Annotated in this window: 25 protein-coding genes and 1 tRNA gene; 20 read left to right on the top strand and 6 right to left on the bottom strand. The window is 61.5% G+C overall.

Going from position 1 to position 26,370, the window contains the following annotated elements:
• Positions 1 to 53: 53 nt before the first annotated feature.
• The 3 genes from IG169_RS22615 to IG169_RS22625 all read left to right on the top strand — a co-directional run bounded on the left by IG169_RS22615 (position 54) and on the right by IG169_RS22625 (position 2,669).
• Positions 54 to 1,595, top strand: a complete 1,542-nt coding sequence (locus tag IG169_RS22615; protein ID WP_343225698.1) for a zinc-binding dehydrogenase — start codon at positions 54 to 56, stop codon at positions 1,593 to 1,595.
• A 460-nt stretch (positions 1,596 to 2,055) separates the two neighbouring features.
• Positions 2,056 to 2,289, top strand: coding sequence for a hypothetical protein (locus IG169_RS22620; protein WP_193178540.1), 234 nt, complete (start codon positions 2,056 to 2,058; stop codon positions 2,287 to 2,289).
• A gap of 86 nt (positions 2,290 to 2,375) precedes the next feature.
• Positions 2,376 to 2,669: a hypothetical protein gene (locus IG169_RS22625; protein WP_193178541.1), complete on the top strand. Its 294-nt coding sequence runs from the start codon at positions 2,376 to 2,378 to the stop codon at positions 2,667 to 2,669.
• Positions 2,670 to 2,794: 125 nt separating this feature from the next.
• On the opposite strand, the gene IG169_RS22630 is transcribed toward IG169_RS22625, so the two are convergent.
• The 3 genes from IG169_RS22630 to IG169_RS22640 all read right to left on the bottom strand — a co-directional run bounded on the left by IG169_RS22630 (position 2,795) and on the right by IG169_RS22640 (position 5,213).
• Positions 2,795 to 2,895: transfer RNA gene (locus IG169_RS22630), tRNA-Val, on the bottom strand.
• Positions 2,887 to 4,431: a GMC family oxidoreductase gene (locus IG169_RS22635; RefSeq protein ID WP_193178542.1), complete on the bottom strand. Its 1,545-nt coding sequence runs from the start codon at positions 4,429 to 4,431 to the stop codon at positions 2,887 to 2,889. Before IG169_RS22635 ends, IG169_RS22630 begins: the two co-directional genes overlap by 9 nt.
• Before the next feature lie 110 nt (positions 4,432 to 4,541).
• Positions 4,542 to 5,213 (bottom strand): FadR/GntR family transcriptional regulator, encoded by a 672-nt coding sequence (locus IG169_RS22640; RefSeq protein WP_193178543.1) that lies wholly within the window; start codon positions 5,211 to 5,213, stop codon positions 4,542 to 4,544.
• Between the two features lie 222 nt (positions 5,214 to 5,435).
• Between IG169_RS22640 and IG169_RS22645 the strand changes: the two genes are divergently transcribed.
• The 9 genes from IG169_RS22645 (at position 5,436) to IG169_RS22685 (ending at position 14,589) form a co-directional block, all read left to right on the top strand.
• Positions 5,436 to 7,064: a GMC family oxidoreductase gene (locus IG169_RS22645; RefSeq protein WP_193178544.1), complete on the top strand. Its 1,629-nt coding sequence runs from the start codon at positions 5,436 to 5,438 to the stop codon at positions 7,062 to 7,064.
• A 295-nt stretch (positions 7,065 to 7,359) separates the two neighbouring features.
• Positions 7,360 to 8,511 (top strand): cupin domain-containing protein, encoded by a 1,152-nt coding sequence (locus tag IG169_RS22650; RefSeq protein WP_193178545.1) that lies wholly within the window; start codon positions 7,360 to 7,362, stop codon positions 8,509 to 8,511.
• A 147-nt stretch (positions 8,512 to 8,658) separates the two neighbouring features.
• A complete protein-coding gene (locus IG169_RS22655; RefSeq protein WP_343225696.1) occupies positions 8,659 to 9,720 on the top strand; it encodes an LVIVD repeat-containing protein in 1,062 nt (353 codons plus the stop codon).
• A gap of 9 nt (positions 9,721 to 9,729) precedes the next feature.
• Positions 9,730 to 10,137: a Rid family hydrolase gene (locus IG169_RS22660; RefSeq protein ID WP_193178547.1), complete on the top strand. Its 408-nt coding sequence runs from the start codon at positions 9,730 to 9,732 to the stop codon at positions 10,135 to 10,137.
• A gap of 29 nt (positions 10,138 to 10,166) precedes the next feature.
• Positions 10,167 to 10,790, top strand: a complete 624-nt coding sequence (locus IG169_RS22665; RefSeq protein ID WP_193178548.1) for a glutathione S-transferase family protein — start codon at positions 10,167 to 10,169, stop codon at positions 10,788 to 10,790.
• Complete coding sequence (gene fhmpcd1, locus IG169_RS22670; protein WP_193178549.1) at positions 10,790 to 11,722, top strand: 5-formyl-3-hydroxy-2-methylpyridine 4-carboxylate 5-dehydrogenase; 933 nt, start codon at positions 10,790 to 10,792, stop codon at positions 11,720 to 11,722. Before IG169_RS22665 ends, fhmpcd1 begins: the two co-directional genes overlap by 1 nt.
• 4 nt (positions 11,723 to 11,726) lie before the next feature.
• Positions 11,727 to 12,287 carry a TRAP transporter small permease gene (locus IG169_RS22675; protein ID WP_193178550.1) on the top strand — a complete coding sequence of 187 codons (561 nt, stop codon included), beginning with the start codon at positions 11,727 to 11,729 and terminating at the stop codon, positions 12,285 to 12,287.
• On the top strand, positions 12,284 to 13,555 hold the full coding sequence (locus tag IG169_RS22680; RefSeq protein ID WP_193178551.1) for a TRAP transporter large permease: 1,272 nt from the start codon (positions 12,284 to 12,286) through the stop codon (positions 13,553 to 13,555). Before IG169_RS22675 ends, IG169_RS22680 begins: the two co-directional genes overlap by 4 nt.
• Positions 13,556 to 13,572: 17 nt before the next feature.
• Positions 13,573 to 14,589, top strand: coding sequence for a TRAP transporter substrate-binding protein (locus tag IG169_RS22685; RefSeq protein ID WP_193178552.1), 1,017 nt, complete (start codon positions 13,573 to 13,575; stop codon positions 14,587 to 14,589).
• A gap of 13 nt (positions 14,590 to 14,602) precedes the next feature.
• On the opposite strand, the gene IG169_RS22690 is transcribed toward IG169_RS22685, so the two are convergent.
• Positions 14,603 to 15,040 carry a hypothetical protein gene (locus IG169_RS22690; RefSeq protein ID WP_193178553.1) on the bottom strand — a complete coding sequence of 146 codons (438 nt, stop codon included), beginning with the start codon at positions 15,038 to 15,040 and terminating at the stop codon, positions 14,603 to 14,605.
• Positions 15,041 to 15,131: 91 nt separating this feature from the next.
• Between IG169_RS22690 and IG169_RS22695 the strand changes: the two genes are divergently transcribed.
• The 8 genes from IG169_RS22695 (at position 15,132) to IG169_RS22730 (ending at position 23,608) form a co-directional block, all read left to right on the top strand.
• Positions 15,132 to 16,160 (top strand): putative B6 ABC transporter substrate-binding protein, encoded by a 1,029-nt coding sequence (locus IG169_RS22695; RefSeq protein WP_193178554.1) that lies wholly within the window; start codon positions 15,132 to 15,134, stop codon positions 16,158 to 16,160.
• Between the two features lie 68 nt (positions 16,161 to 16,228).
• Positions 16,229 to 17,803, top strand: a complete 1,575-nt coding sequence (locus IG169_RS22700) for a putative B6 ABC transporter ATP-binding protein (RefSeq protein ID WP_193178555.1) — start codon at positions 16,229 to 16,231, stop codon at positions 17,801 to 17,803.
• A complete protein-coding gene (locus IG169_RS22705) occupies positions 17,800 to 18,897 on the top strand; it encodes a putative B6 ABC transporter permease subunit 2 (protein ID WP_193178556.1) in 1,098 nt (365 codons plus the stop codon). The genes IG169_RS22700 and IG169_RS22705 overlap by 4 nt, the downstream gene beginning before the upstream one ends.
• Before the next feature lie 4 nt (positions 18,898 to 18,901).
• Positions 18,902 to 19,837, top strand: coding sequence for a putative B6 ABC transporter permease subunit 1 (locus IG169_RS22710; protein ID WP_193178557.1), 936 nt, complete (start codon positions 18,902 to 18,904; stop codon positions 19,835 to 19,837).
• Between the two features lie 56 nt (positions 19,838 to 19,893).
• A complete protein-coding gene (gene pldA, locus IG169_RS22715; RefSeq protein ID WP_193178558.1) occupies positions 19,894 to 20,700 on the top strand; it encodes a 4-pyridoxolactonase in 807 nt (268 codons plus the stop codon).
• Positions 20,701 to 20,725: 25 nt separating this feature from the next.
• Entirely contained in the window at positions 20,726 to 21,904 is a 1,179-nt protein-coding gene (ppaT, locus tag IG169_RS22720) for a pyridoxamine--pyruvate transaminase (protein ID WP_193178559.1), read from the top strand.
• 29 nt (positions 21,905 to 21,933) lie between these two features.
• On the top strand, positions 21,934 to 22,680 hold the full coding sequence (gene pldH / locus IG169_RS22725; protein WP_193178560.1) for a pyridoxal 4-dehydrogenase, SDR-type: 747 nt from the start codon (positions 21,934 to 21,936) through the stop codon (positions 22,678 to 22,680).
• 91 nt (positions 22,681 to 22,771) lie between these two features.
• On the top strand, positions 22,772 to 23,608 hold the full coding sequence (locus IG169_RS22730; RefSeq protein WP_246717529.1) for a sulfite exporter TauE/SafE family protein: 837 nt from the start codon (positions 22,772 to 22,774) through the stop codon (positions 23,606 to 23,608).
• A 248-nt stretch (positions 23,609 to 23,856) separates the two neighbouring features.
• Here IG169_RS22730 and IG169_RS22735 read toward each other — a convergent pair whose 3' ends face one another.
• Together IG169_RS22735 and IG169_RS22740 are read right to left on the bottom strand one after the other, a co-directional pair.
• Positions 23,857 to 25,848 (bottom strand): beta-galactosidase, encoded by a 1,992-nt coding sequence (locus IG169_RS22735; protein ID WP_193178561.1) that lies wholly within the window; start codon positions 25,846 to 25,848, stop codon positions 23,857 to 23,859.
• A gap of 4 nt (positions 25,849 to 25,852) precedes the next feature.
• Positions 25,853 to 26,370, bottom strand: a 518-nt coding sequence (locus IG169_RS22740) for a 2-dehydro-3-deoxy-6-phosphogalactonate aldolase (RefSeq protein WP_193178562.1), incomplete at its 5' end; no start/stop codon positions are given.

The raw sequence follows: 26,370 nt of genomic DNA on the forward strand, positions 1-26,370 counted from the left end.
GATGGTTGTTTCGATCCCGACCCGTAAGATACAGGAGGGCGGTCTTGGCGCGGGTGCGTGAGAGCGCGATCGTTGACGTTCCGATCGTGGAGGTCTGGCGCTGGCTGAGGGACTTCAACAGCCATCGGGACTGGCATCCCGCGATCGACGACAGCGAGATCGAGAATGGCTTGCCCGCCGATACGGTCGGCGCCGTCCGCGCCTTCACGCTCAAGGATGGCAGCTTTCTGCGCGAACAGCTGCTGAGCCTCGACGACGAGCTGCATGAACTCAGCTACTGCCTGATCGACTCCCCGATCCCGCTCTACGGCTACGTCGCGACGATTCGGCTCCTGCCGGTGACCGATACCGGCGCCACGTTCTGGCAATGGGAAAGCGAATTCAACCCGCCGCGCGACCGGGCGCGCGAACTCGTCGCCTTGGTTGCAAACGACATCTACCGTGCCGGGATGCGCGGTCTCGAGCGGCGATTGCGTGCCGGGCCCGGGGAGGGCGGCAACGGTGTTCTACGTGTCGCGCGCGCAACAGAAGGCACGCCGGCTGCGCCACGTGAGAAACTGCTACCGGTGCACCCGGTTGAAGCCACAGTCGAACCCGCAACCGATGCTGCAGGAAGCCTGAAAGCCCGCGCGGTAGTGATGGACCGGCACGGCGGCCCCGAGGTCCTTTCGCTGCGCGACATCGACGTTCCGACGCCGGGGCCGGGCGAAGTCCGGATCCGGCAGAGCCATGTCGGGGTCAATTTCATCGATGTTTACTGCCGGACGGGGTACTTCGATCTGGTCACACCGCCGGGCGTTCCGGGCATGGAGGCGGCAGGGACGGTCGAAAGCGTGGGATCGGGCGTTTCCCATCTCGCCGCAGGCGACCGGGTGGCCTACGCCTGTCCCCCCGCGGGGTCTTATGCCTCGGTACGAACGATGAACGCCGATTTGGTGGTGCGTATTCCCGACTGGCTCGATACGGCACATGCGGCGGCCGGTTTGCTAAAGGGGGTGGCCGCCGGTTTCCTGCTGCACGATGTCCACCCGATCGCACGTGGCGAATGGGTCGTTGTCCACGCCGCAGCGGGCGGTGTCGGATCCTTGCTTACCCAGTGGGCGGCGGCACTCGGCGCACGGGTCATCGCCACGGTATCGGATGCGGAGAAGGCGCGGCTGGCGGAAGCGAGCGGAGCCGACGATGTCATCATCGGCCGCGGACCGGAATTTGTCGACCGCGTCAGGCGGCTAACCGGCGACCGCGGAGCCGATGTTGTCTACGATGCGATCGGCCGGGACAGTTTCGATGCCTCGATGGCGGCGCTCGCAGTGCGCGGTCATCTCGTCTCTTTCGGTCAGGCGTCGGGCGACATAGGTGCGCGCGAAATCGGACCGATGGCGAGTAAGTCGCTGACTCTTTCACGTCCCAATTACGGCCACTACATCGCCGACCGAACGATGATGACCATGCAGGCTGAGCGGCTGTTCTCCGCGATCGAGAGGGGTTTCCTAAATATCCCACCGCCGCAATTAGCGCCGATCGAGGATGTCGCCCGCGTCCATTCCGAACTCGAGTCCGGACGCACGACAGGTGCAATCGTACTCGAAGCATAACACCTATAATTCAGGCGGATCGCGCAGGGAATCGAACCGGCTATACGGCGTTTGAAACTTGCACTGGCTTCTTCACCAGTGCCGGATGCACTTACACAACTGCGTTAGCAGGGTTGTATAGCGGCAACGCTGTACGAACATGCTGTGTTCACTCGGGATTTGGTTAGACTTAATTAAGGTTATCCCCGTTCCAGTACATTTCAAGAAACGGCCAGTGAAAGTATTTCTGCAGCGCTGACGTCGCCTGCCATCGCCGAAGTGAACATTCACTCTATCAAGGCCGAAACGACGATGAGGGAAGATAGATAAGTGGCTCGCGGCCGCGCCATTCCCCGGCCGACAAGCACCTCAACTTGCCGCAGCTTCGTGACAATTTCCTCTGGCTTGTGTCGCTTGTTTCCCATCTTTGATCCTCCGTTTTCCTAAACATAACGGTGGACCAACTCATTGGGGGAGGATCATGTTCCATCACCCACCAGCGTCCTTCGGACTCGCCGTTCCGCACCTGGCCACATGCGTGGTAGAGATCGTGGTGCAGCGCCTGGTTGTCGGGATCGCCGACGCCAAGATAGCGGCGCTTGTTCTCCTCGTCGCTGGCATCGCGGTCGAGGAAGCCGATCGGATAGGAATCCTAGGATGCGATGTCGAGATCGCGGCTTACCGCGAAATGGTCGAAACCGACGAAGCGGCCTGACCCGGGAAGCCAGCGAACGCGAATCGGCGGCGCGGGTACGGCGACGTTCTTGCCCCGTTCCCGTACGGGCGGTATGCTGGACGGCCATGGGCAAGGACTCGGACATCGAACTCAAGCTGAACTGGCGGCGCACGTGGCCCGACAGGAACCACGACTTCGCATGCGCTGCGCCGGAACACCGCGGCAACGTCGGACGCATCTGTCTGCACGCGCACGGCCCGACCTCCGGACCGTGGTTCTGGAGCTATCAGGGGCATATCCCGGGAGTGACCCGGGGCGCCGACAGCACGGGCATGGCACCGTCCCTTCGGGAGGCCGCGAAGGCGATCGAGGACAGATGGTTCGCCGACTTCGAAAAGGCGTCGAAATCCGTCATCTGACAGTCAAAGACTCCGGCACGTAAGGACGCTTTTCTGCCGTTTCCGAACGTCGAAAGCCCGGAGTTTCGGGGCAGTTTTCGTGGCGGATGCTGGAAGTCAATCCGCTAAGCCATTGAAAAGATTTGTGGGCGGTGAGAAGTTCGAACTCCCGACATCTTCGGTGTAAACGAAGCGCGTCGAAGCCTGGTCCCTTGAGCGGCAGAGCCGCTCGCGATTTTCACCGCCCGGACTTGTTGATGTCCAGTGCGGACCATGTCTCCGCGATCGCCACGACCGCGGCGTTGATCGGTCCGCAGGGAATCTTGGGAATGATCGAGGCGTCGACGACATAGACGTTGTCGAGACCATTCAGGCGCAGGTCGGGATCGACCACCGCGCGCTCGTCCTTGCCCATCCTGCACGTGCCGCAGGGATGGTGATGCGTCGAGGCGGCGTTCGCGATGAATGCGTCGATTTCCGCATCCGTCTGCGCATCCATGCCTGGAATCGCTTCGGCCTTGCGCCATTCTGCAAGCGCCTCGTGATGCCCGATCCGGCGCGCCATCCGGAAAGCCCTGCGGAAGGTCGTCCGGTCGTATTCGGTATCCAGGTATTTCGGGTCGATGATCGGATGGTCATGGCGTCCGGGGCCGCCAGGGCGGAGCGAGCCGCGGCTGGTCGGGTGCGTCACGCCGCAAAGGATGGTGAAGGCCGATCCAAAGGCCGGTGGTGTGAACTCGGCGCTGACGCTGGGCGCAACCACGCAAGCCAGAACGATGTCCGGGCTCCCTTCCGTTTCGGTGATGTCTGCGCTGTTCAGGTACATCAGCGACTCGGAATGCTGCAGCCTCGACGCGGGTACCGGTTGCCGCGCGGCGTAGACATTGCCCAATACAAGCAGATGGTCCTGCAGGTTGGAACCGATCTCGGGGTTCTCGATCTTGCAATTGATGTCGGCCTGCCGGAGCACCTTGCGGTCGCCGATGCCTGATCGCATGAGCAGAAGCGGCGTGGCGATTGAGCCCGCGCTGAGGACGATCCTGTCGGCGGTCAGCGTCAGTTCCTCACCGTCACGCAAGGCGACGACGCCGGTCGCCCTGGCGCCGTCCAGGACAAGGTTCTCGATCTCGCAGCCCGTGACGAGTGTCAGGTTGTTACGGGCGAGGACTTCGTCCGTCAGGTAGGCGTCGGCAAGGCTCACGCGTTCGCCGTTGCGGATTGTCAGTGAATTGGGCGATGTGCCGAGGATCGGACCACTGTTGTGGTCGCTGAGTTGCGGAACACCGAGGGCGTTGCCGGCGGCAATATAGGCGCGGACGACAGGGCTGACTTCATCGTCCGGCAGATAGACATCGAGCGGGCCAGCGGAACCGCGTGTTTCCGACCGGAATGCGGAAAAGGATTCGCTGCGTATGAATCCCGGCAACAACCCGTCATATGACCAGCGGTCGCCACCGGCTTCCCGCCAGGCTTCGAAGTCGTCGCGGTGGCCGCGCACATGCGCCATGGCGTGCATGCAGCTCGAACCGCCGACGACGCGGCCGCGCGGCCAGTCATGAACGCGGTTCGCGGTATGGGGCTGCGGAACGGTGCTGTAGGCCCAGTCGAAGGCGCGACCGGGCAGGGAAGGCCATTTGCCCGGTTCACGGATATCCGGGTCGGATGGAAAATCACCGGCCTCGATCAGGCAGACGTCGCATCCGGCATCCTCACTTAGCCTTGCGGCGACAACCGATCCCGCCGTTCCCGCGCCAATGACAAGGACGTCGTAATGTTGCTTCATGGGGTGTGTTCCTCGTGGAAAACGGCGGATGGCGGGAATTATCGCAGGCGTACGTGATGACCGTCAGCACGCTCGCCAGCATCGCTTTCGGCCGGGAAACCGAACGAGAACTATGCGGCGTAGGCGCTGGAGCGTTCGTTGATTTGTTGCTGTACGGATTGGAGGTGCGCGCGCATGGCGGCTTCTGCCGCTTCCGGATCGCGCTGGGCAATCGCTTCGGCAATCAGCAAGTGTTCCTGGTCGCGCTGGGCGATGCGTTTGGGGCAGGTCGTCGGCGTCAAGCGCGCGACCCGGACGCGCGAATCCACGCCCACCTGGCGCAGCATCTTGTAGAATTCGCCCGCGAGATGATTTCGGGCGGCGCTGACGATCGCCAGATGAAAACTGAGGTCGACCGCGCCCGAGTTTGCGTTTTCCGGCGTTTTGGCCGCTTCCCTGATCTGTTTGATCTCCAGCGCCGAAGCGCGCAGAGATGCAAGGCGCGCAAGGCCGGGTTCAATCAGCATGCGCATCTCAAGGACTTCCAGCGGGTTGGTGATGCGAACCAGTTCCTCGCTGTAGCGGGGATGGGGCGCAGGCACCCGGCGCGGCTGGACCTGATGCAGGTCTCCGCTCTCGCGCAACACGGCTAGCGCCTTGCGCAGCTGGTGGCGCTTGACATTCAACCGGTCGGCCAGCACTCGCTCGGACGGGAGCTTTTCTCCCTCTTTCTGGAATTGTTTGACGGCCTCAATGATCCCGTCCACGTCATGCGACTGGTTTGCGTCACCTGTAACCGACAAAGCAGTCTCCCCTCACGTGAAGTCCAACAGAAATATTTGGCGCCTGTTTGCGATGTCATGTGATCGCGCGGAAGCCAACAGAGATTCGTACTCAACCATCTTTTAGCTGGTTTTCTCATGGTTGACAACCGGCCCAACCGCGTGGTTGATTTGAAATGAGGCGTCGGATGCCTGCCGGCATGAGCAGCTTCACAACCACTTCATATTTTTCAAGGACATGGCATGACGGCGACCGAGGAATTTGACTATGTCATCGTTGGCGCCGGCTCTGCCGGGTGCGTGCTCGCGAATCGGTTGACGGAGGATCCGGCGGTATCGGTGCTGCTGCTCGAGGCCGGCGACTGGGATCGCGATCCGATGATCCATATTCCGCTTGGCTGGGGCAAGATCCTCACTGAACGCCGCCATGACTGGATGTATTTCTGCGAACCGGAGGCCAATGTCGGCGGCCGCAAGGTCGAGTGCGCCCGCGGCAAGGTCATAGGTGGGTGCTCGTCAACAAACGCCATGGCCTATGTGCGCGGCGATCGCGCGGATTTCGACCGGTGGGCGCAAACCGGACTGACGGACTGGTCGTTCGAGAAGGTTCTCCCCTACTTCAAGAAGCAGGAAAGCTGGGAAGGCGGCGAGAGTGAATATCGCGGCGGAAACGGCCCGGTGCGCACCCAGGTCTGCCGCTACAAGGACGAACTGATCGATGCCTTCGCCGAGGCGAGCAGAACCGCCGGTTATCCGCAAACCGAGGACTACAACGGCGCTGAGCACGAAGGCTTCGGCCGGCTGCAGATGACGATCGCCAACGGACGCCGCAACTCCACCGCCTCGGCCTATTTGCGGCCGGCCATGCGCCGGCCCAACCTCAAGGTTGCGACCAAGGCGATGGCGACCAGGATCAGGCTGGAGGGCGGACGCGCCACAGGGATCGATTACCAGCAGGGCGGTGTCGCGAAAACGGCCAGTGCGCGGCGCGAAGTGGTCCTGTCCGGTGGGGTCATCAACACGCCGCAGCTTCTCATGCTTTCAGGCATCGGGGATGGTCGCAAACTCGGCGAGTTGGGTATTCAAGCCGTTGTTTCTTCACCGAATGTCGGTGCGAACCTGCAGGATCACGTATCGGTGATCCTGATGTACCGGCGCAAGGAACCGGGGCCGTTCCTCAAGATGATGCGAGCCGATCGGATTGGCCTGGATTTCGCGAAAACGTACCTGACCGGGCGTGGTTTTTCGGCCGATGTGCCGGGGGGCGTGGTTGCATTCCTGAAGAGTGACGAGAGCCGTCCCGTGGCGGATGTGCAGCTGCTGTTCACTGCGGCGCCGCTGGCCGCCTGGCCCTATTTCCCACCTTTCAAGCAGCCGTTCACGGATGGTTTCGCCACCCGAATCGTTGCGGTTCAACCCGAAAGCCGGGGGTATGTCGGGCTCTCTTCTGCAGACCCGTTCGAGGCGCCGCGCATCCACCAGAACTTCCTGTCGTCCGAAAGGGACTGGCAGTCGCTTCGCTACGGCCTGGGGGTGGCCCGCACGCTCGCCGCGCAACCGTCGATGCAACCATTCGTGGATGCCGAGTTTTTCCCGGGTCCCGATTGCCGGACGGACGAGGCGATCGATGCCCATATCCGCGATACGTCGATTACGGTCCACCATCCCGCGGGGACATGCCGGATGGGGGTGGACAAGACATCCGTGGTCGATTCGGACCTGATGCTGCGCGGTGTCGAGGGGCTGAGGGTGGTTGACGCTTCGGTGATGCCGGATCTGCCCAGCGGCAATATCAACGCCGCCGTGATCATGATCGCGGAGAAGGCGTCAGACTTGATCAGGGCCGCTGCCAGGCAAAAGGTTGCTGCCTGACGCCTTTTGGTGGAATTCAACCAAATTGCTATTGGTTGAATCTTTTCGCGGCCATTCTTCGGATCGTTCCGGGTGACGGGACAAGTCCCGGATGCACAATAAATTCTCTTATAACTCTTTGTTATATAACAGAAAGATTTTAAAGCGCCATCGCGTGACGCCTTATGAGGCAGGTGGTTGTAGCCTCAACCAAAAAAACTTAACCGGATGCAAATTTCTGTATTGATGCACTCAACCAATCTGCTACGGTTATCTTGGTTAAGAAAAATTCTCTCCGGTAGTGAAGGTGGTTGATATGTCTCATACGCAAACGGCGAACGACGCGATCAGCAATAAGAAGGCGGCGCTCAAGGGGCTTTATGACGACCTCTATTCCAAGAACATGTTCCCCTTCTGGGCGACGTCGGAAGGCGTGGAGCATGACGAGATCGCCCAGCTGATGGCGACCTCGAAGGCAATCCCGTTCGTCTGGAAATATTCCGACATCGAGCCTTTGCTGCAGCGCGCCGCTCAGCTGGTGACGATGGACGACAGCGAGCGCCGCTCCCTGATTCTGGTCAATCCCGGTCTCGCGCCGAAGCGCGCATCGGTATCGACGATGTATACGGCTTACCGGTTGAACGATCCTGACGAGATCATGCCGCCGCACAAGCACTCGCCGAGCGCCATCCGGTTCGGCCTGACCGGCGAGGGCAACTTCACGGGCGTCGAGGGCGAGGACGTGACCTTCGGACCCGGCGACATGGTCCTGACCCCCAACGATGCCTGGCACAATCATGGCACTGTCGGCGGCGAGCAAGCGGTGAACCTCTCGGTTCTCGACCTTCCGCTGGTGGAAACCCTGCATGCCGTGCATTTCGACCACAACTACACCGAGATCGAAGACGGCAAGGAAGTCGCCAGGAAGGTGCAGACCGCGCGTTATCCGACGGATTACTCGCAGCGGATCTATGGCGCTGGCGGCATGATGCCTCGTTTCGTCGACCATAAGCGCGGCGGCGGCCTGTCCTCGCCCATGTATGTCTATCGCTGGGAAGTGATGGAGGCTGTCCTGGACGCCCACAAGGATTGGGACGGTGATCCGCATGAAGGCATTGTGGTGGATTATATCGATCCGACCACCGGCGGCCCGGTCTTCCAGACCATCAATTTCTATGTCCAGATGCTGCGTCCCGGCGAAAAGACCTTGCCGCAGCGGGAAACCGCGAGCCTCCTGCTCGCCCCGTTCCGCGGGAAGGGTCACTCGATCATCGACGGTGAGCGTTTTGACTGGGATCAGTTCGATACGATCGCCATCCCGGGCGGCTGCTGGGTCGAACATGTCAATGAATCGCCGACCGAACCGGTGATCTTCTTCGGTGCAACCGATGCGCCGACCCAGAAGCATCTTCACCTCTATAAGCGTTACGGCCGCAACCAGGCCGGCGATCTGCTGCGTCTCGCATGATCCGAATGAACGTCACGCCCCGCGCTGCCGCGGGGCGTGACCCTTTGGTTCACGTTCCGGATTCTTGAAAGTGAAAATCAGTTGGTTTCAGCGTTAAACACAAAGCTTCTCGGCCACATTGATTGCCCCGGCGGCGGTCAGGTGTGGGTGGACGGAAACATCCTTTATATTGGCCACATGCGTCCGCCCAGCGGGACGACCCTGGTCGATATATCCGATCCACGGAATCCGAAGAAAATTACCACGATCGACGTCCCGCCGGGCTGGCACTCGCACAAGGTGCGGGTCAAGGACGGCCTGATGATCATCAACCACGAGCGCTTCGGAAACGAGGGGCCGGCTGAATTCGGCGGTGGCCTCGCGATATACGATACCAGCAAGCCGGCCGAGCCGAAGCTGATCTCCAAATGGATCACCGGCGGCAAGGGCGTTCATCGATACGATTACGATGGCCGCTACGCCTATATCTCGCCGACCGCGGATGGCTACGTCGGCAATATCGTGATGATCCTCGATCTGATCGATCCCGCCAATCCGGTGGAAGTCGGGCGCTGGTGGATCCCCGGTCAGTGGACCGGCGGCGGCGAGGAATATCCCTGGCACAATTACGTCACGCCGCGTTGCCACCATCCGTTGCGCATGGGTGACCGGCTCTATGTCAGCTACTGGCATCATGGACTGTTCATTCTCGATATCTCGGACATGACCAAGCCGCGCGCTATCGCGCACATGAATTCGAGTCCGTCCTTCCCGCATCCGACGCATACCTGCCTGCCGATCCCGCAGCCCTTGAAGGGGCGCAACATCATGGTCGTCGCGGACGAGGACGTGGCCAAGCTCCATCCGTCGCCGCCGTCGTTCGCATGGATCTACGATATCACGGACGAGACAAATCCGCTGCCGATCTCGACCTTCCAGGTGCCGGGGATCGATCCGGACGGCGCGCCTCAGCCGCCAATGACCGGTTGCCACCAGCCCTCCGAACGCTTCAAGGGGTCGATTATTCCGTTTGCATGGTTCGCCCAGGGCCTGCGTCTGGTCGATATCGCGGACCCCTTCGCGCCGAAGGAAGTGGGGCATTTCATGCCGGACGCGCCGGAGGGCGCGGAGCGTTCCTCGTCCAATGACGTGACCATCGACGATCGCGGAATCATCTATCTCATCGATCGGATTCGCGGCGTCGACATCATCGAGACATCGGTTTTCTAGGAGACGCTTGTGTCAGACAAATCAAAGAAATCGGATACGCATTACGCGATCGGCAACAAGAATCCGAACCTGCCATTCCATCCAGCAGTCCGCGCCGGCGACTTCATTTTCGTCTCGGGCCAGGTGGCCAAGGACGAGAACAACAACATGATCTCCGGCACGATCGAGGAAGAGACACTCGCGACGCTCAAGACCATCGAACGCGTGATCGCCCATGAAGGGGCAACGCTCTCGGATGTCGTGCGCATTACGACCTACCTCGAGGATACACGCGACTTCGGCCGCTATAACCGCGCATTTCTCGAAGGCATTGGCGACGCGGTCCTGGCGCGTACCACGGTCGAGGCCAGGGCGGTTATCAGCACCAAAATCGAAATGGACGCCATCGTCTACAAGCCGCTCTCCAAGAAGAGCTGAGCCGGAACCCGGATCGAGGAGAAATTCATATGTACAAAATTCTAGGCCGCCAAACCTCCGGCAATGTCCAGAAAGTCCTCTTCATGCTCGAGGAAATGGGCACTGCCTACGAACGCGAAGACTATGGTCGCCAGTTCGAGAATACGCAGACCGCCGAATACAAGGCGATGAACCCGACGTCGAAGGTTCCGACCTTCATCGATGGTGATGTGGTGATCTGGGAATCCAACACCATCCTGCGCTACATCGCCAACGTCGCCGCACCGGAACTGACCGGCTCGACACCGGCCGAAAAGGCCGAAGTCGAGCGCTGGATGGATTTCCTGCTCGCCGCCGTCAATGCCGGCTATCTCGCCGCGTTCAAGGGCGCGAAGCTTCCGCCGGAAGAGCACACGGATGCCTACAAGGCTGAAGTCAAGGGGCTGGTCGATCAGCTCAAAATCATGGATGCACATCTGGCCGGCAAGGACTTCTTTGCGCTCGACAAGCTGACGATCGCCGATATCGCCTGCGCCCCGGTGATCAAGCGCTGCATCGGCTTCAAGATCGATCGTCCGGCCCTGCCGAACCTCGAACGCTGGGTCGCCGCAATGGAAGCGCGTCCGGCCTTCGAGCGCGCAACCGGTGCCAGCGCAGCCGCAAAGGTTGCCTGATGACGATCCGGCGGGTAGCCCTCATCGGTCTCGGGACGATGGGTCCCGGCATTGCCGCGCGGTTGACGCGGGGCGGCCTGGATGTGGTTGCTTTTGATGTGTCGCAAGCGGCGATCGAGCGCGCAAACGCGATGCTCGGTGTCGCGGCCGGCGTGCTCGACAGGTTGGAGATTGTCGCACCCGAGAGCGGCGAGGGGACCGTGAAAATGGCGGCCTCGATCGCCGAAGCGGTCGATGGCGCGGATCTCGTGATCGAGAACGTGCCCGAAAACGCCGAGATCAAGGCCGAGACCTATCGGGAGATCGAGAAGCATATCGGTTCCGACGTGATCGTCGCCACCGACACTTCCGGCATACCGATCACCAAGCTGCAGGCAAATATCTCCAATCCCGGCCGCTTTGTCGGAATGCACTGGTCGAACCCGCCGCACATCATCCCGATGATCGAGGTAATCGCCGGCGAGCAGACCGCGCCGGAAACCGTCGCAACGATTCGCGACCTCATTCGCTCGCTGGGGCTTCTGCCGGTGGTCGTCAAGAAGGACGTGCCGGGCTTCGTCGAAAACCGCGTCCTTTACGCGCTGTTGCGCGAGGCTGTCGACCTGGTCGAGCGCGGCGTGATCGAGCCTGAGGATATCGATACCTGCGTTTCGTGGGGCATCGGCTACAAGATCGCGGTGGTCGGCCCGATGGCCCTGCTCGACATGGCAGGGCTCGATATCTACCGGTCCGTATCCTCCTTCCTCAACCAAGACCTCGCAAACCGCAACGACGTGGCTCCGATCGTCACGGAGAAGACGGAGGCCGGCAGGTTGGGCATCAAGTCGGGAGAGGGGATCTACAGCTACACGCCGGACAGGATCGCCGAACTCCAGGCGGACAGGGCCAGCAAGCTGATCGCTGTGCGCCGCATTCTGGAAGGCCGGAGCTGATTCAATGGGCAAATCGGCGGCATACCGGGATATCAAGGCCGACGATGGCGGTTCCAAGGGGCCGCTGGGCCATCTCGGTTCCGCCGTCGAGTGGGTGCTGGGTCTGGTGTTGATCGGGGTTGTCCTTATCAACGTTGTCAACGCTACCGGCCGGTATCTCTTCTCGGCCTCGATGACGGGCGCCGACGAGCTCATGGTGTTCATCATGATCTTCGTCGTCATGGTGGGCGCGGTTCTCGCGCTCGCCGGCCGCCGGCACATCTGCGTCAACCTGTTGCCGTCCTACGCGACGGGCCGCCGGCTCCATTTTCTGTATGTCGTCCATGACCTGATTGGGCTCGCGGCCACATCCTACGCCTTCCATGCGTCGTGGTTGTTCGTATCGAAGATCGCGCGACTTGGAACGAAGAGCATGACGCTCGGCATTCCGATGACGATCCCGCATTCCGCGCTCCTCATCGGTTTTGGTGCGATGGCCGTGATCTCGTTCGTGTGCCTGATCCGGGACCTGTTCCTTCTCGCCGGTGCGCCCGCCAGCGATGCCCGCCGGGGGGACAGCGCATGATCTTCACGCTCGCTGTCATACCCGTCGTATTCCTCGCGCTCGGTACGCCGGTCTTTCTCGTCTTTCTATCAGGCGCGGTTCTGACGCTCTTCTTCGTTCTGCCGACCCCACCGGTGGTCTTGCACCAAGTTATTTTCGGCGGACTCGACAATTACGCGTTGCTCGCGGTCCCGTTTTTCGTCTTCGCCGGCGAACTGATGGCGGCAAGCGGTATCGCCTCACGCCTGATCGTCTTCGTGCTCGCGCTGACCGGTCGGCTGCCCGGAAGTCTTGGTGTCGCAACCGTGGGCGCATCGGCAGCCATCGGTGCGATCTCGGGCTCCAGCGCCGCAGCGGTCGCGGCCCTCGGGAAGACGCTTTATCCCAAACTCGTCGGCGCCGGATACGGAACCGAGCGATCAGCGGGCCTACTCGCATCGGCCGGCGCGATCGACATCGTCATTCCGCCGAGTATCGCGATGATCCTTTACGGTCTTGCGGCCGAACAATCGATCCCGCGTCTGTTCGTGGCGGGAGTTCTTCCCGGCCTGTTGATCGCGCTGCTGATGGCGACCTTCATCGTGGCCGTCGCTGTGGTCAAGAAACTGCCAATTTCCGGATCCTTCGATCCACGCGAGATCTGGAGCGCGACCAAGGGTGCGGTCTGGGCGATCCTGATGCCGGTCGTGATCCTCGGCGGTATCTACAATGGCTGGTTCTCGCCGACTGAAGCCGGTGGCTTTGCCTGCCTCTACGCAATGATCGTCGCGCGCTTCATCTACCGCTCGATGACCTGGGCGGAGATCATCCGCAGTGCCGCCAACTCGGCGATGCTATCGGCGCAGATCATGATCATCGTCGCCGCCGCTGGCGTACTGACCTGGTTGTTGACCACCCAGGGCGTGCCGCAGGCAATCGTGGCGGGCATGGAGGCGATGAACATGAGCCTCGTGACCTTCCTGCTCGCGGTCAACCTCGTGCTGCTGGTCGTCGGCTGCTTCCTCGATCCGACCTCGGCGATCCTTGTGTTGGCGCCGCTGCTGGTTCCGATCGCGGTTTCGGTGGGTGTCGATCCGATCCACTTCGGCATCATCATGACGGTCAATCTTGCGATCGGGATGTTCACGCCGCCTTTCGGCCTCAACCTCTTCGTCGCGCAGACCGTGACCAACCTGCCGGTTCATTCGCTTTATCGCGGCGTTCTGCCGTTCGTCGCGGTGCAGATCATCGCGCTCGTCATCATCACCTATGTCCCGCAGCTATCCCTGATGCTCGGTGCTTCACTTTGACCCGAAGGAGAACACGCATGATCAAGTCATTCATTCGCGCCGCGGCCGTCGGCACGTCCATGGCGTTGCTGTTGATGAGCGCATCGGTGACAACCACCCAGGCGTCCACGATGAAGCTCGCTTCGGCAACCATCAACGATGTTCAGCATGAGTGGCAGAAAGTGTTCGCCGAGGAACTCAAGCAGCGCATCGGCGACAAGGTCACGACCGAAATCTATCCGGCGAGCCAGCTGGGCCCGATCCCCCGTATGGCGGAAGGCGTATTGCTTGGCACGATCGAGGCATTCACCACACCGACATCGTTCATGACGAACGTCGATCCGCGATTCCAGGCATTCGATGTCCCGGGTCTCTTCAAGACGCCGCAGGATGTCGACGCCGCAATCCATGATCCGGAATATCGCAACCACATGGAGACGATGTTCCTCGACAAGGGCCTGCGTGTGATCGGTGCGATCTACAACAGCCCGACCGTGGTCTTCACCATGAAGCCGGTGACCAAGCTGGACGAGATGAAGGGGTTGAAAATCCGCACCTTCGCGTCCCCGATGCAGGTCAAGCCGATGGAGCTTCTCGGTGTTACGCCGCTGCCGCTCGCACTGACCGAAGTCGTTCCGGCGCTGGAGAATGGCGGTCTCGACGGCCTGCTCGTCGGGATGCCGATCCTTACCGCGTTCAAGTATTACGATATCGGCAAGAACATCACCGATCTTCGTTTCGCCGAGATCGTTTCGGTGACCGTCGTCAACGAAGACTGGTTTCAGCAGCAGCCGGAAGATGTCCGCCAAGCGATCATCGACGCCGGCCGAGCTGCTGAAACCGCGGTCTTTCCGTGGGGCATCAAGAACGTCGAGCGCACTTACAAGATCTGGACGGACAATGGCGGTGTCGTGAACCACCTGTCGGATGAAGACCAGTCCAAGATGGAAGCCGAGTTCGCCGATCTCGCCACCAAGCTGGTGGATGCCGATCCGGCGGTGAAGGCGGAATACGACCAGATGAAGGCGCTGGTCGACGCAAAGGCTGCGAAGTAAGCGCGATGGCCCGCTATTCGCAGACCGTTCGCCCCGCATCTGCCGAACACCGCACGGTGTTCGCGGAATGCTCGGCTGCCAGCCGGCGGTCGAGCGGCAGGCGCGCGCGGGTGGCGTATGCGCGGCCGTCGATTCCGCACCAGAGCGCCTCAACCGGCATGTTCTCTCGCTTGTCGTTGAGCAGCGTGTACGTGCCGGTCTTCGGGTCGAACCACAGGTCGATCCGTGCCGTAGCGTCCGGAGCCACAGTTGCGATTTCGGTCGAGTACCAGTGCGCGAGGTTTGCTTTGCAGGCCAGCTGTACCGAGCCCGAATTTGCGACCACCAACGGTGTGTTGACGAGTCCTTCGGTTCCCTTGCGCACCGAAACCGGTCTGAGCTCGACCGCTTCCGAGGGAACAGTGCAGGTGAGAAAGGCTGCAGTTTGAACAACCAATGCGAGCTTCAACATAATGCCCATCCAAATGAGATTAAAAGACTGATCACGGGCGGGACACTATCGTAGTATCAACGATACAACAACAGCCAACTTGGAGGTACAGATGAAAAATTACATAATCTCTACTGCGAGCGCCATAATATTATCTGGCGTTATGCTTAGCGGAGCTTTTGCTGCGGAAGTCAAATCGATAGCCATTCTTACGCCGGAAGAAGGTACTGACTACGGCTGGAACCAGCAAGGTGTCGATGGGGCCAAGGCCGCGGCCAAGGCAGCAGGCATCGAGGCGATCGTTGCCCAGGGGCTCGGCTACGGCGATGTCCGTCCGACCCTGCGTGAATTGGCCGAAGGGGGCGCTAGCCTGATGATCGCCCATGCCAGCGGCTACAATACGGCAGCGCCGGAAATCGCCGAGGAAACCGGAGTGCCGGTCGCCATCGTCGATAACCCCTCCGCAATGAAGAAGGGTCTCGTCGCCGATTACACCCTGTCCGGCCATGAAGGCGCCTATCTTGCCGGCCGCATGGCAGCCATGATGAGCCGCACCAAGGCTGTTGGCATCGTCGTTTCCGGTGAGCCGCCGTCCTGGAATTCGCAGTCGGCTGCATTCGCTCAGGGCGTCAAGGCGGAAAATCCGGACGTCAAGGTGATCTATGCCGTGATCGGGCCCGCAGCATACAGCGACGCCGCAGGCGGCAAGCGCGTGACCGAGAGCGTAATCGCTGCCGGTGCCGACATCATCTTTGGCCAGGGCAACGGCTCCAGCTTCGGGATGCTGCAGGCGGTGGAAACCACCAAGGCGACCGACGGCGGCAAGGTCTACTTCATCGATGTGATCGGCGACAAGTCACCCATCGACAAGGGTTATCTCCTGTCGTCGGTGATCTGGAACATCGAGCCGGTCTACGCGGCCATGATCGAAGACCTGAAGAACGACACCTTCGGCACCAAGAGCTACTCGATCGGCCTCGCGGACGACTCGCTCAAGCTGCTCAAGACGCCGCAGATTCCCGACGATGTCTGGGCGAAGGTGCAGACCCTTCGCGAAGACGTCATCTCCGGCGCGATCAAGGTCGAGCCGATTTTTGAAGCCACGCAGGTACGTGCCCTGATGAGCGACGTCAAGGAATGAGCCAAAAACGGGGAGGGGCGTTGCCGCTCCTCCCCGCCTCATGAAGCAAACAAATACAGATTCTGGAAATGCGCGTGCTATCCGAACGATCAGTCAGTCCCGGCGACAAGCCCATCATAACGCTCGAGGGCGTGACCAAGCGGTTTCCCGGCGTTGTCGCCAATGATGCCGTCAATCTTGAAATCCGGCCTAGCGAAGTCCACGTCCTTTTGGGCGAGAACGGTGCGGGAAAATCAACTCTCATCGGCATGCTCTCAGGGCTGCAGCAGCCGGACGAAGGGCGCATCCTGATCGACGGCGAGGTGCGTGCGATCACATCGCCGCGCAACGCGCTCGCACTCGGTATCGGCACGGTGTTCCAGCATACCATGCTGGTGCCGACGCTGACGGTCGCCGAAAACCTTCTGCTTGGCGCGCCCTGGTGGCAGCGGCCCCGGAAGGAAAGCCTGCGCACCGAGGTTGAGGCGCTCTCAAAATCCCTCGGCATGCAGGTCGATCTCGACGCGGTCGCATCCGATCTGTCGCTCGGTGAGCAGCAATTCGTCGAGATCATGCGCGCGCTTCTGCGCAACAGTCGTATGGTCATTCTGGACGAGTCGACATCGATGCTGACACCGTCCGGTATTGAGGAACTCGGCGCGCTGATGCGCCGTCTGGTCGAGCGTGGCCTCGCCATCGTCTTCATCACCCACAAGCTGCGCGAGGCGGCAGCATTCGGTGACCGGATCTCGGTCCTCAAGCTCGGCCGCAAGGTGGGGGAAATCACGCCGGAACGCTTCCAGGCGCTGCATGAGGACGATCTCGTCACGGAGATCGTGGACATGATGTTCGGCAAGCGCAGCGATGACCCGGAAAACGGCAAACGCGCCGGCACAACCATCGCCGAAGACGCGAAGACCGTTCTTGCCGTCGATGGGGTGAACCTTCCCGCGACCCAGACGTCTCCGGGCCTGCACAATATTTCCTTCGATGTTCGCGAAGGCGAATTGCTGGGGATCGCCGGTATCGACGGCAACGGCCAGAAGCAACTGGCCGAAGTCCTGGCCGGTCAGATCAGCGGCGCAAGCGGTAAGATTGTCCTCGACGGACGCAACGTGGAATCGCTTTCCGTGGGCGGACGGCGCGATGCCGGTTTGCGTTATCTGACGGACGACCGGCTTGGTGAAGGTACGGTAGGGACGTTCCCGGTCTCAATGAACTTTTTGCTGAAGGAAGTCGGCAAGCCGCCGCTCTGGAACAAGGGTTTCGAAAAGACCTCCGACATTGAAAAGCATGCCGAGCGGCTGATTGCAGAATACGACGTGCGCACGCCGCGCGGCCATACGCCGGTCGGCCGCCTGTCCGGCGGCAATATCCAGAAGGTCGTGCTGGCCCGCGAACTTGCCGAGGGTGCGCGGCTCGTCATCTTCAACAAGCCGACATATGGCCTCGATCTCGCCAACACGCTCGCGATCCGTCAGCGCATCCTCGACATCGCGGCCGAAGGGAAAGGCGTTCTTCTGATCTCGACCGATCTGGAGGAACTCCTCGGGCTCTGCGACCGGATCGCGGTCATGGCGGAGGGGAAACTGGTTGGCATGGTCAACAATGGTGAAAACGCCCGGACGGAAATTGGCCGGCTGATGATTGGTCTGGAAGAATGAGCGCGCACACTGCAACAACGAACGCCGCAACGGATATCGACGCGTCGCATGCGAAACAGGCGCGCAAGGCCTTCTTGAAGCGCATCGCCATGACCCTCGGGCCAATCCTGATCGCGCTCGTGATCGCCGGCCTCCTGTTGCTCGCCTTTGGCATAAATCCGCTGACCTACTACAGCTATGTCATCGATCGCGGGCTGTTCTCGCCGTCGGGGGTCCAGCAAACGCTGACCCGCATGGCACCACTGCTTTTCATCGCGGCAGGGCTGATCGTTGCCTTTCGGGCCGGCATCTGGAACCTTGGCGCCGACGGGCAGTTCCTCCTCGGAGCGGTGACGGCGGCTGCGGCGGCGCCGTATCTCGCCGATTTCCTGCCGGTCTGGCTGGCTGTCGTTCTAGCCTTTTTGCTTGCCACCCTGATCGCTGTCGCTTGGTCGTTGGTCCCCGCATTGCTGCGTGCCTACCAGGGCATCAACGAGATTATCACGACCTTGATGATGACCTTTCTCGGGACGTCGTTTGCCAATGTCATGGTCAAGCTCGTGTTCCTCGATCCGTCGACGACAGTGCCGCAGACACGGACGTTGCCGGTGACCGACCGTTTGCCGCGCCTGTTCGACACCACGATCACCAGCGGCCTGGTCTTCGCGTTGGTCGCCATCATCGCGGTCCATCTGATGATGACCCGCACGGCTTTCGGCCTGAAGCTGCGGATCGTCGGCGCGAACCCGCGCGCCGCCGTTCACTCCGGTCTCGGCGTTCCGCTGTTGACCGTGGCGGTGTTTGCCATTTCCGCAGGATTATGCGGCATGGGCGGTGCGATCGACATTCTCGGCGTCCAGGGCAATGTTCGTGCGAACTGGAATCCGGCCTATGCGCTGATGGTCGTCCCGATGGTTTTCCTGGCGCGTTTCAACGGCTTCGCGTCGATCGCTTTCGTGCTGTTGCTTTCGGTCATGCAAATCGGCGGCGAAAGCGCGGCCCGCCGTCTCGGCGTCCCGAATGTCTTCACGCTTCTGCTCGTCTCGATCGTCCTGATCGTGCTGGCGATCGCCGAATATATCGACCACCGGCACAACAACTCAGTGAAGGCGTGAGACGATGAGCGACCTGTTTACGAATGTTTTCCTGAGTGCGCTTCTCTTCGGCGCCGTGACGGCCGCGGTCCCGCTGCTTCTGGCAGGCCTCGGCGAGCAGATGTCGGAAAAGTCCGGTGTGCTGAATATCGGCATCGAGGGGATGATGCTCATGGGCGCCTATACCGGTTTCCTCGGCGCTTATCTGACGAACTCGCTGTGGTTCGGCTTCCTGACCGGGGCGGTCGGCGGGTTGCTGGTGTCCTGCATCATGGTGATCTTGTGCGTCCGGCACGGGCTCAACCAAATCGTCATCGGCATCGGCCTGACGCTGGGCTGTGAAGGTTTGACGGCGCTGTTACACCATTTCCAGTTCTCGCGGACCTATCCGCGTCTGCCAGCGGCGGATCCGACCGTGATCCCTATTCTTTCCGACATTCCGGTGATCGGCCCCGCCTTCTTCAAGCAACATCTGCTCGTCTATATCGCCGTGCTGCTGGTCTTCGTGGCCACCTTCATCTATCGCCGCACGCAGCTGGGCTTGAACCTTCAGGCGGCCGGCGACAAGCCCGCGGCGCTTGATGTCTCCGGTGTCGACGTATTCCGCACGCGCGCTTTCGCGGTGCTTGCAACCGGAACGCTCGCAGGCCTCGGCGGCGCCTATATGGCCAATATCGGCGCCGGCATCTTCGTGCCCTTTATAACCAATGGGGCAGGGTTTCTGGGCATCGTGCTCGCCATGCTGGCGCGGGGACGCCCGGTCTGGGTACTGATCGGTGCAATGGTCTTCGGCATCTGTCTGTCGCTGACGACCGCGCTGCAGGTCGCCGGCATCAACATCCCCACCGACCTCATCCAAATGATCCCGTTCCTTGCCGTGATGGCGATGCTGATCATGTTCGGTCGGCGCTCGACGCTGCCGGCCGCGCTCGGAATTCCCTATGAGCGGGGCGCGCGCTGACCTGAAACACCAAACGCCGGCTGACCAAGCAAGCCGGCCACCAAGAGGAGTGAAAAATGTCTGATACAAAGGTTTATCTTCTGGATGGCGGCTCGCTGGTCCTCGACGGCTATCACGTGTTCTGGAACCGTGGCCCCGGTGGTGAAGTCCGTTTCCCGGTCTACTCGATCCTGGTCGAACATGCGGAAGGCCGCTTCCTGATCGATACCGGCTACGACTACGACCATGTCATGAAGGTGCTGCCCTTCGAAAAACCGATACAGACCAAGGATCAAACGATCCCCGGCGCGCTGAAGCTGATCGGCCTCGAGCCGAAGGACATCGACGTTGTCTTCAATTCGCATTTCCATTTCGACCATTGCGGCGGCAACAAGTATCTGCCGGACGCCAAGAAGATCTGTCACAAGCTTGAAGTGCCGCAGGCCTGCAACCCGCAGCCGTTCGAACATCTCGGCTATTCGGACCTGAGCTTCTCGGCCGAAGCGGCGGAAGCCCGCGGCGTGACCGACCAGCTTCTGCCCGGCACGACGGCGCAGAACTCGACGTTCGAAGGAATCGAGGGCGATGTCGAACTCGCGAAAGGCGTCAAGCTCTTCGCGACCCCTGGTCACTCGATCGGCCATTACAGCCTGATGGTCAATTTCGCCAACCGGCGCCCGATCATGTTCACCATCGACGCGGCATATACCGAGCAGAGCCTGGATACACTCTGCCAGGCTTCCTTCCATATCGATCCGGTCGCAGGTGTCGAATCCATGCACCGTGTGAAGAAACTCGCCGAAGATCACGATGCGGAGCTGATCTACTCGCACGATATGGAGAACTTCAAAACCTATCGCACGGGCACGCAGTTCTACAGCTAGGCGTTATTTCGGACAGGAGAATTCAATGCGTTATTCCGACGACAAGGAAGCGGTCATCACGTTGACCGCCGGGCCAGTCAACGCCTATGCGGACGTGTTGCGGGGTCTCGGCCGCACGGTGCTTTACGATTACGATCCCGCATTCCAACTTTTCTATGAAAGGGTGATCGACAAGGCACAGAAGGCCATGCGGCTTTCCAACCGTCCGGTCATCCTGCAGGGCGAACCCGTCCTCGGGCTCGAGGCTGCCGCGGCATCGCTTATCACGCCGGAAGATACGGTGCTGAACCTGGCGTCTGGTGTCTACGGCAAGGGTTTCGGCTACTGGGCGAACCGCTATACGCCGAACCTTCTCGAGATCGAGGTTCCCTATAACGAATCCATCGATCCGCAGGCTGTCGCCGACATGCTGAAGAAGCATCCGGAAATCACGATCGTTTGCGTCTGCCATCACGACACCCCGTCGGGCACGATCAATCCAATCAACGAGATTGGCGCGATCGTGGCCGATCACGGCGCATATCTGATTGTCGACGCGGTTTCCTCCTTCGGCGGGATGGAAACGCATCCGGACGACTGCCGGGCGTCGATCTACGTGACCGGTCCAAACAAGTGCCTCGGCGCACCGCCAAGCCTGACACTGCTCGGCGTCAGCGAGGCTGCTTGGGCGAAAATGAAGGCCAACAAGGCAGCGCCGCGCGCGTCGATGCTGAGCATCCTCGACTGGGAAAATGCCTGGTCGCGGCAGGAGCCGTTCCCGTTCACGCCGTCGGTTGCGGAAATCAACGGTCTCGATGTGGCGCTCGATCTCTATCTCGCGGAAGGTCCGGAGAACGTCTGGGCCCGTCACGCGCTGACTGCAAAGGCCACGCGCGCCGGCCTGCGGGCAATCGGGATCTCGCCCTGGGCGGCCTCCGATGCCATCGCGTCGCCGACCACGACATCGGTTCGCACACCGGACGGGATCGACGAGGAAAAGCTCCGTCACGCGGCGCGGGAACGCTACGGCGTGGTGTTCTCGGCCGGTCGGGGCGAAACCCTGGGCAAGCTGACCCGCATCGGACACATGGGCCCGACTGCTCAGCCGATCTACGCGGTTGCGGGCCTGACGGCTTACGCCGGCGCACTTTGCGCCCTTGGCCACAAGGTCGAGGTCGGCAAGGCGGTCGACGCGGCCATGGCCGTCATCGACGGCGCGGAATGACAGAACAACGAGTGGAAGGAAAACAGCACATGACGGACAGGCTTGCTGGAATGACAGCATTGGTGACAGGCGCGGCGCAGGGTATCGGCAAGGCGATCGCCACCCGGCTCGCAGCTGATGGCGCGACCGTGATCATCAGCGATGTGAATGAAGAGGGCGGCAGGAAGGCCGCCGAGGAAATTGGCGGCAAGGCCATGGCGATCGCCGTGGACGTTTCCGATCCGGATTCTGTCACGGCATTGTTCGACGCCATCGAAGCCAAGACCGGCGGCATCGATATCCTGGTCAACAATGCCAGCATCGTGCCGTTCATCGCCTGGGACGATGTCGACCTGGCCCATTGGCAGAAGATTATCTCGGTCAACCTGACCGGCGCGTTCCTCGTGACCCGCGCGGCAACAGACCAGATGCGCGCCAAGGGCAAGGCCGGGAAGGTGATTTCAATCGCATCGAACACCTTTTTCGCAGGCACGCCGAACATGGCGGCCTATGTTGCGGCGAAGGGCGGCGTCATCGGCCTGACCCGAGCGCTGGCAACCGAACTCGGCGCACACAACATCACGGTCAACGCCGTGACGCCCGGCCTGATCGAGAGTGACGGCGTGAAGGACAGCCCGCACAAAGACGCATTCGAGTTCGTCGAGATGCTGCAGGCGGTCAAAGGCAAGGGCCAGCCCGAGCACATCGCCGATGTTGTCGCGTTCCTGGCGTCCGACGATGCACGGTGGATTACCGGGCAGACGTTGAATGTGGATGCAGGCATGGTACGTCACTGAAGTTCGCCTGAGGCGCTGTATCAAGGCCACATGTCAGGGCCCGTAACGGGCCCTGATCGCAATTAAGCCCGACTAATTAAGGTGAAACGAGTTGAACCTTCCCTTCGATCCGACCACGCTAGACAGCGTGACCCTCGCCATTCTCGCCGCGGGAATGGTTGTTACCGGCATGATATCGGGAACGCTCGCCGGATTGCTGGGCGTGGGCGGTGGCATCGTCATCGTGCCGGTGCTCTTTTGGGTGCTTCAGACTTTCAAGATCGCTCCCGAATATGCGAGCCATCTGGCAGTCGCGACCTCGCTCGCGACGATCATACCGACCTCGATTTCGTCGATGCGCGCGCACAACAAGCGCGGGACAGTGGATCGTGACTTGCTGAAGCTCTGGGGGCCGGCGGTGATCGTGGGGGCGGTCATCGGAGGGGCGCTTGCCAAAGTGGTTTCGGGCGACAGCCTGCGGTCCATCTTCGGCGTCGTCGGCCTGCTCGTCGCGATCAACATGATGATCCCGAAGACGCTTGTGATCTCGGAACATTTGCCGAGTAGCAACTGGATCAACCGAGTGATCGCAGGTGTCATTGGCATTATCTCGTCGCTGATGGGTATCGGCGGCGGCACATTGTCGGTGCCGACCCTTTCGGCCTTCTCCTTTCCGGTGCACCGCGCGGTCGGTACGGCATCCGCCATGGGGCTGATGATCGCAATTCCGGGGGTGATCGGTTTCATCTATGCCGGCCTCGGCGTCGAGGGGCTGCCGCCGGCGAGCCTCGGCTTCGTCAGCATCCCCGCCGCGCTGATCATTTCGCCTGTGAGCTATCTCTTCGCTCCGCAGGGCGCGAAGCTGGCGCATGCTCTCAATCAGCGGGTGCTGAAGCTTGTCTTCGCGCTGTTCCTCTCGGTCACGGCGGCGCGGATGCTCCTGGCCTGACGGTCGCCCGCCGCTCCGGGGCAGACGGACAGACAGCCGCGCGCGCGATTGCCAAGGGTAGCGCCGCGGCGGCAGCTCAATAGGACTACGCCGTGTACGGAGTCCTGGAAATGCGGGCACGGGCCGTCGACCCGGACGATTGGAAATCGCGAATCGGATTTTCGACATCCCATCAGTGGCCCGAGCGACTGCTTGCGGCATTCAGAATAGCGATCGCGGTCATTCGACGCGATCGCACCGGGTTCCCTTCATTCCGGCTGAAGTCTGAAGGCGGCAACTTCTCGCGGTGGCAAGACTGTCGTCCCGAACAATGTTTGTGCGCCATCAAAAATATCGGCGACATCAACCGGTTCCGGTCCGTAATTGAAGACATAGCGCACCGCGCCGTTGTCGCGGACCCTGATGTCGCGGTGGAGATCGAGGGTTTCGATGCCTGCCTCCTGCAGGATTTCGTCTGTAATGGCTTTCGCTGTCTCCTCATCCGGACGGCCGCCGAGATAATGTACGCGGCCTTGCGCGACATGGGCGGGATGACCGTCGGTGGCGGCGCGCTTCGTCACGACGCCGTTACCGGGCACCAGGAATTCGCGCCAGCCGTCGAAGCGTCCGCCATCCGCAAGCGGCACGCTCGCGAATGGCGGCAGGCTTTCCACGCGCCGAACGTTCACATCGATCAGCCTGCGGAACGGACCGGGCGGCAGACCGTCGGCGATATGGAAGTCGGCGGTCTTCGATCCGGTCCGCGGACCGAGCAGAACGGTGGCATCGCCTGCGACGAGTGCGTCGATCAACGCTTGCGTTCCCGCGAACAAGCCGGGCACCACAACAAGCCTGCGATCCGAAACAGCCCCCGGATCGGGCGGAACGACGTCGACCGAAACGCCGCATTGGCGAAGCGCGCGGTAGAAGCGCATCACGAGATCGATGTAGCTGAAGTCGCGGCCTTGCGGCTGGATTTTCCAGGCCCAGGCGCTTTCGTAGTCGAAGACGAGCGCAACGTCCTGGCGCTTCGGCGCCGCAATGGCGCCGATCGATTCGAGCTCGCGCGAGACACGGCAACAGACCTCGAACGCCTCGTTCGGTTCGCCGTCGGGCAACAGCAGGGCCTCGTGCATCTGTTCCTGTGCGAATGAGGGCTGGCGCCAGCGGAAATAGCTGACGACTTCCGCTCCCGCCGCGAAGGCCTCCCACGCCCAGAGCCGCACGGCGCCGGGAAACGGCGCCGGATTCCATGGCGCCCAGTTGACCGGCCCGGGTTGCTGCTCCATCACCCACCAGCGTCCTTCGGACTCACCGTTCCGCACCTGGCCACATGTGCGGTAGAGATCGTGGTGCAGCGCCTGGTTGTCCGGATCGCCGACACCGAGATAGTGGCGCTTGTTCTCCTCGTCGCTGGTGTCGCGGTCGAGGAAGCCGATCGGATAGGAATCCCAGGATGCGATGTCGAGATCGCGGCTTACCGCGAAATGGTCGAAACCGGTGAAGCGGCCCATGAAATTGTGCGCGATCGGCACGCCGTGCGAATGCGCCCGGATAATATCGGTCTGGAGCCGGTTGAAGGCGACGACCTGGTCCGACGAATAGCGCTGAAAATCCATCACATGCGATGGGTTCGCTTCGGTTACGGTGAGGTTCGGCAGGCCGATCTCCTCAAAGGAACGGTACTCCATCGACCAGAATACGTTGCCCCAAGCGCGGTTGAGCGCGTCGGGCGACTGGTATTTCTGTGACAGCCAATCGCGAAATCCCTCAAGCGCCGCGCGCGAATAGCTTTCGACCGTGTCGTGACAACCGTATTCATTGTCGGTCTGCCAGGCCGCCAGCGCCGGATGGCGGCCGTAGCGTTTCGCCAGATCGGTGACGATACGGGCACATTCGCGGCGGTAGCCCCGATGGCTGAAACAGTAGTGGCGGCGTGAACCGAAACCGCGCGGATTTCCGTTCCTGTCGAGGGCGATCATGTCGGGCATCGAGTCGACCAGCCACTTCGGCGGTGTCGCCGTCGGCGTGCCGAGGACGATGCCAAGACCATGCGCGGCGAGTGTCTCGAAGGCGCGGTCCATCCAGTCCCAGTCGTAGCCTCCGGGCTGCGGCTCGATCCGGCTCCAGGCGAACTCGCCGATGCGCACCCGGGCGATGCCGGCGTCGGCCATCATGCGAGCATCCTCGTCCCAGCGCTCATCCGGCCAGTGTTCGGGATAGTAACAGACACCGAGTATCTGTTTTCTGGCAGCAACCATCGGCTCAGACCTCCAATGTTCCGGTGAAGACGGCGTCCCATGTGGCGACCGTCTTTTTGGCGCGGCGCGCGATTTCCGCCGGGTCCATGCCGGGCCGGAAGATCGACGAGCCGAGCCCGAACACGCGAATGCCCTGACGTCCATAGGCCTCGAAATCGAGATCGGAAACGCCGCCGACCGCGCCGATGACCAGACCGGGAGGCAGAACCGCAGAGATCGCCTTGATGCCGGCGGGGCCGAGGACGCTTGCCGGAAAGAATTTCAGCCCGGAGGCGCCCGCGGCGACGGCGGCCAGCGCCTCGGTCGGCGAAAACACGCCGGGCAGGGTGACCATTTCATGCTCGCCGGCGCGCGCCATCACCGCCGCGTCGATATTCGGCGAAACCAGAAGGCGGCCGCCGGCATCATTGAGCCGGTCGACATCGGCGGGAGTCAGCACCGTTCCGGCGCCGACAAGGATACGGTCGCCGAACGCGTTGGCGACGATCTCGATGGAGCGGAAGGGATCGGGCGAATTCAGCG

This window comes from Oricola nitratireducens (genome assembly GCF_014904745.1).
Taxonomy (GTDB): Bacteria; Pseudomonadota; Alphaproteobacteria; order Rhizobiales; family Rhizobiaceae; genus Oricola; species Oricola nitratireducens.

What these genes read in the sequence shown, in the direction of transcription:
- IG169_RS22620 (WP_193178540.1), top strand. Translation starts at nt 2,056, where the DNA reads ATGTTCCATCACCCACCAGCGTCCTTCGGACTCGCCGTTCCGCACCTG.
- IG169_RS22625 (WP_193178541.1), top strand. Translation starts at nt 2,376, where the DNA reads ATGGGCAAGGACTCGGACATCGAACTCAAGCTGAACTGGCGGCGCACG.
- IG169_RS22635 (WP_193178542.1), bottom strand. Translation starts at nt 4,431, where the DNA reads ATGAAGCAACATTACGACGTCCTTGTCATTGGCGCGGGAACGGCGGGA.
- IG169_RS22645 (WP_193178544.1), top strand. Translation starts at nt 5,436, where the DNA reads ATGACGGCGACCGAGGAATTTGACTATGTCATCGTTGGCGCCGGCTCT.
- IG169_RS22650 (WP_193178545.1), top strand. Translation starts at nt 7,360, where the DNA reads ATGTCTCATACGCAAACGGCGAACGACGCGATCAGCAATAAGAAGGCG.
- IG169_RS22665 (WP_193178548.1), top strand. Translation starts at nt 10,167, where the DNA reads ATGTACAAAATTCTAGGCCGCCAAACCTCCGGCAATGTCCAGAAAGTC.
- fhmpcd1 (WP_193178549.1), top strand. Translation starts at nt 10,790, where the DNA reads ATGACGATCCGGCGGGTAGCCCTCATCGGTCTCGGGACGATGGGTCCC.
- IG169_RS22675 (WP_193178550.1), top strand. Translation starts at nt 11,727, where the DNA reads ATGGGCAAATCGGCGGCATACCGGGATATCAAGGCCGACGATGGCGGT.
- IG169_RS22680 (WP_193178551.1), top strand. Translation starts at nt 12,284, where the DNA reads ATGATCTTCACGCTCGCTGTCATACCCGTCGTATTCCTCGCGCTCGGT.
- IG169_RS22685 (WP_193178552.1), top strand. Translation starts at nt 13,573, where the DNA reads ATGATCAAGTCATTCATTCGCGCCGCGGCCGTCGGCACGTCCATGGCG.
- IG169_RS22690 (WP_193178553.1), bottom strand. Translation starts at nt 15,040, where the DNA reads ATGTTGAAGCTCGCATTGGTTGTTCAAACTGCAGCCTTTCTCACCTGC.
- IG169_RS22695 (WP_193178554.1), top strand. Translation starts at nt 15,132, where the DNA reads ATGAAAAATTACATAATCTCTACTGCGAGCGCCATAATATTATCTGGC.
- IG169_RS22700 (WP_193178555.1), top strand. Translation starts at nt 16,229, where the DNA reads ATGCGCGTGCTATCCGAACGATCAGTCAGTCCCGGCGACAAGCCCATC.
- IG169_RS22705 (WP_193178556.1), top strand. Translation starts at nt 17,800, where the DNA reads ATGAGCGCGCACACTGCAACAACGAACGCCGCAACGGATATCGACGCG.
- IG169_RS22710 (WP_193178557.1), top strand. Translation starts at nt 18,902, where the DNA reads ATGAGCGACCTGTTTACGAATGTTTTCCTGAGTGCGCTTCTCTTCGGC.
- pldA (WP_193178558.1), top strand. Translation starts at nt 19,894, where the DNA reads ATGTCTGATACAAAGGTTTATCTTCTGGATGGCGGCTCGCTGGTCCTC.
- ppaT (WP_193178559.1), top strand. Translation starts at nt 20,726, where the DNA reads ATGCGTTATTCCGACGACAAGGAAGCGGTCATCACGTTGACCGCCGGG.
- pldH (WP_193178560.1), top strand. Translation starts at nt 21,934, where the DNA reads ATGACGGACAGGCTTGCTGGAATGACAGCATTGGTGACAGGCGCGGCG.
- IG169_RS22735 (WP_193178561.1), bottom strand. Translation starts at nt 25,848, where the DNA reads ATGGTTGCTGCCAGAAAACAGATACTCGGTGTCTGTTACTATCCCGAA.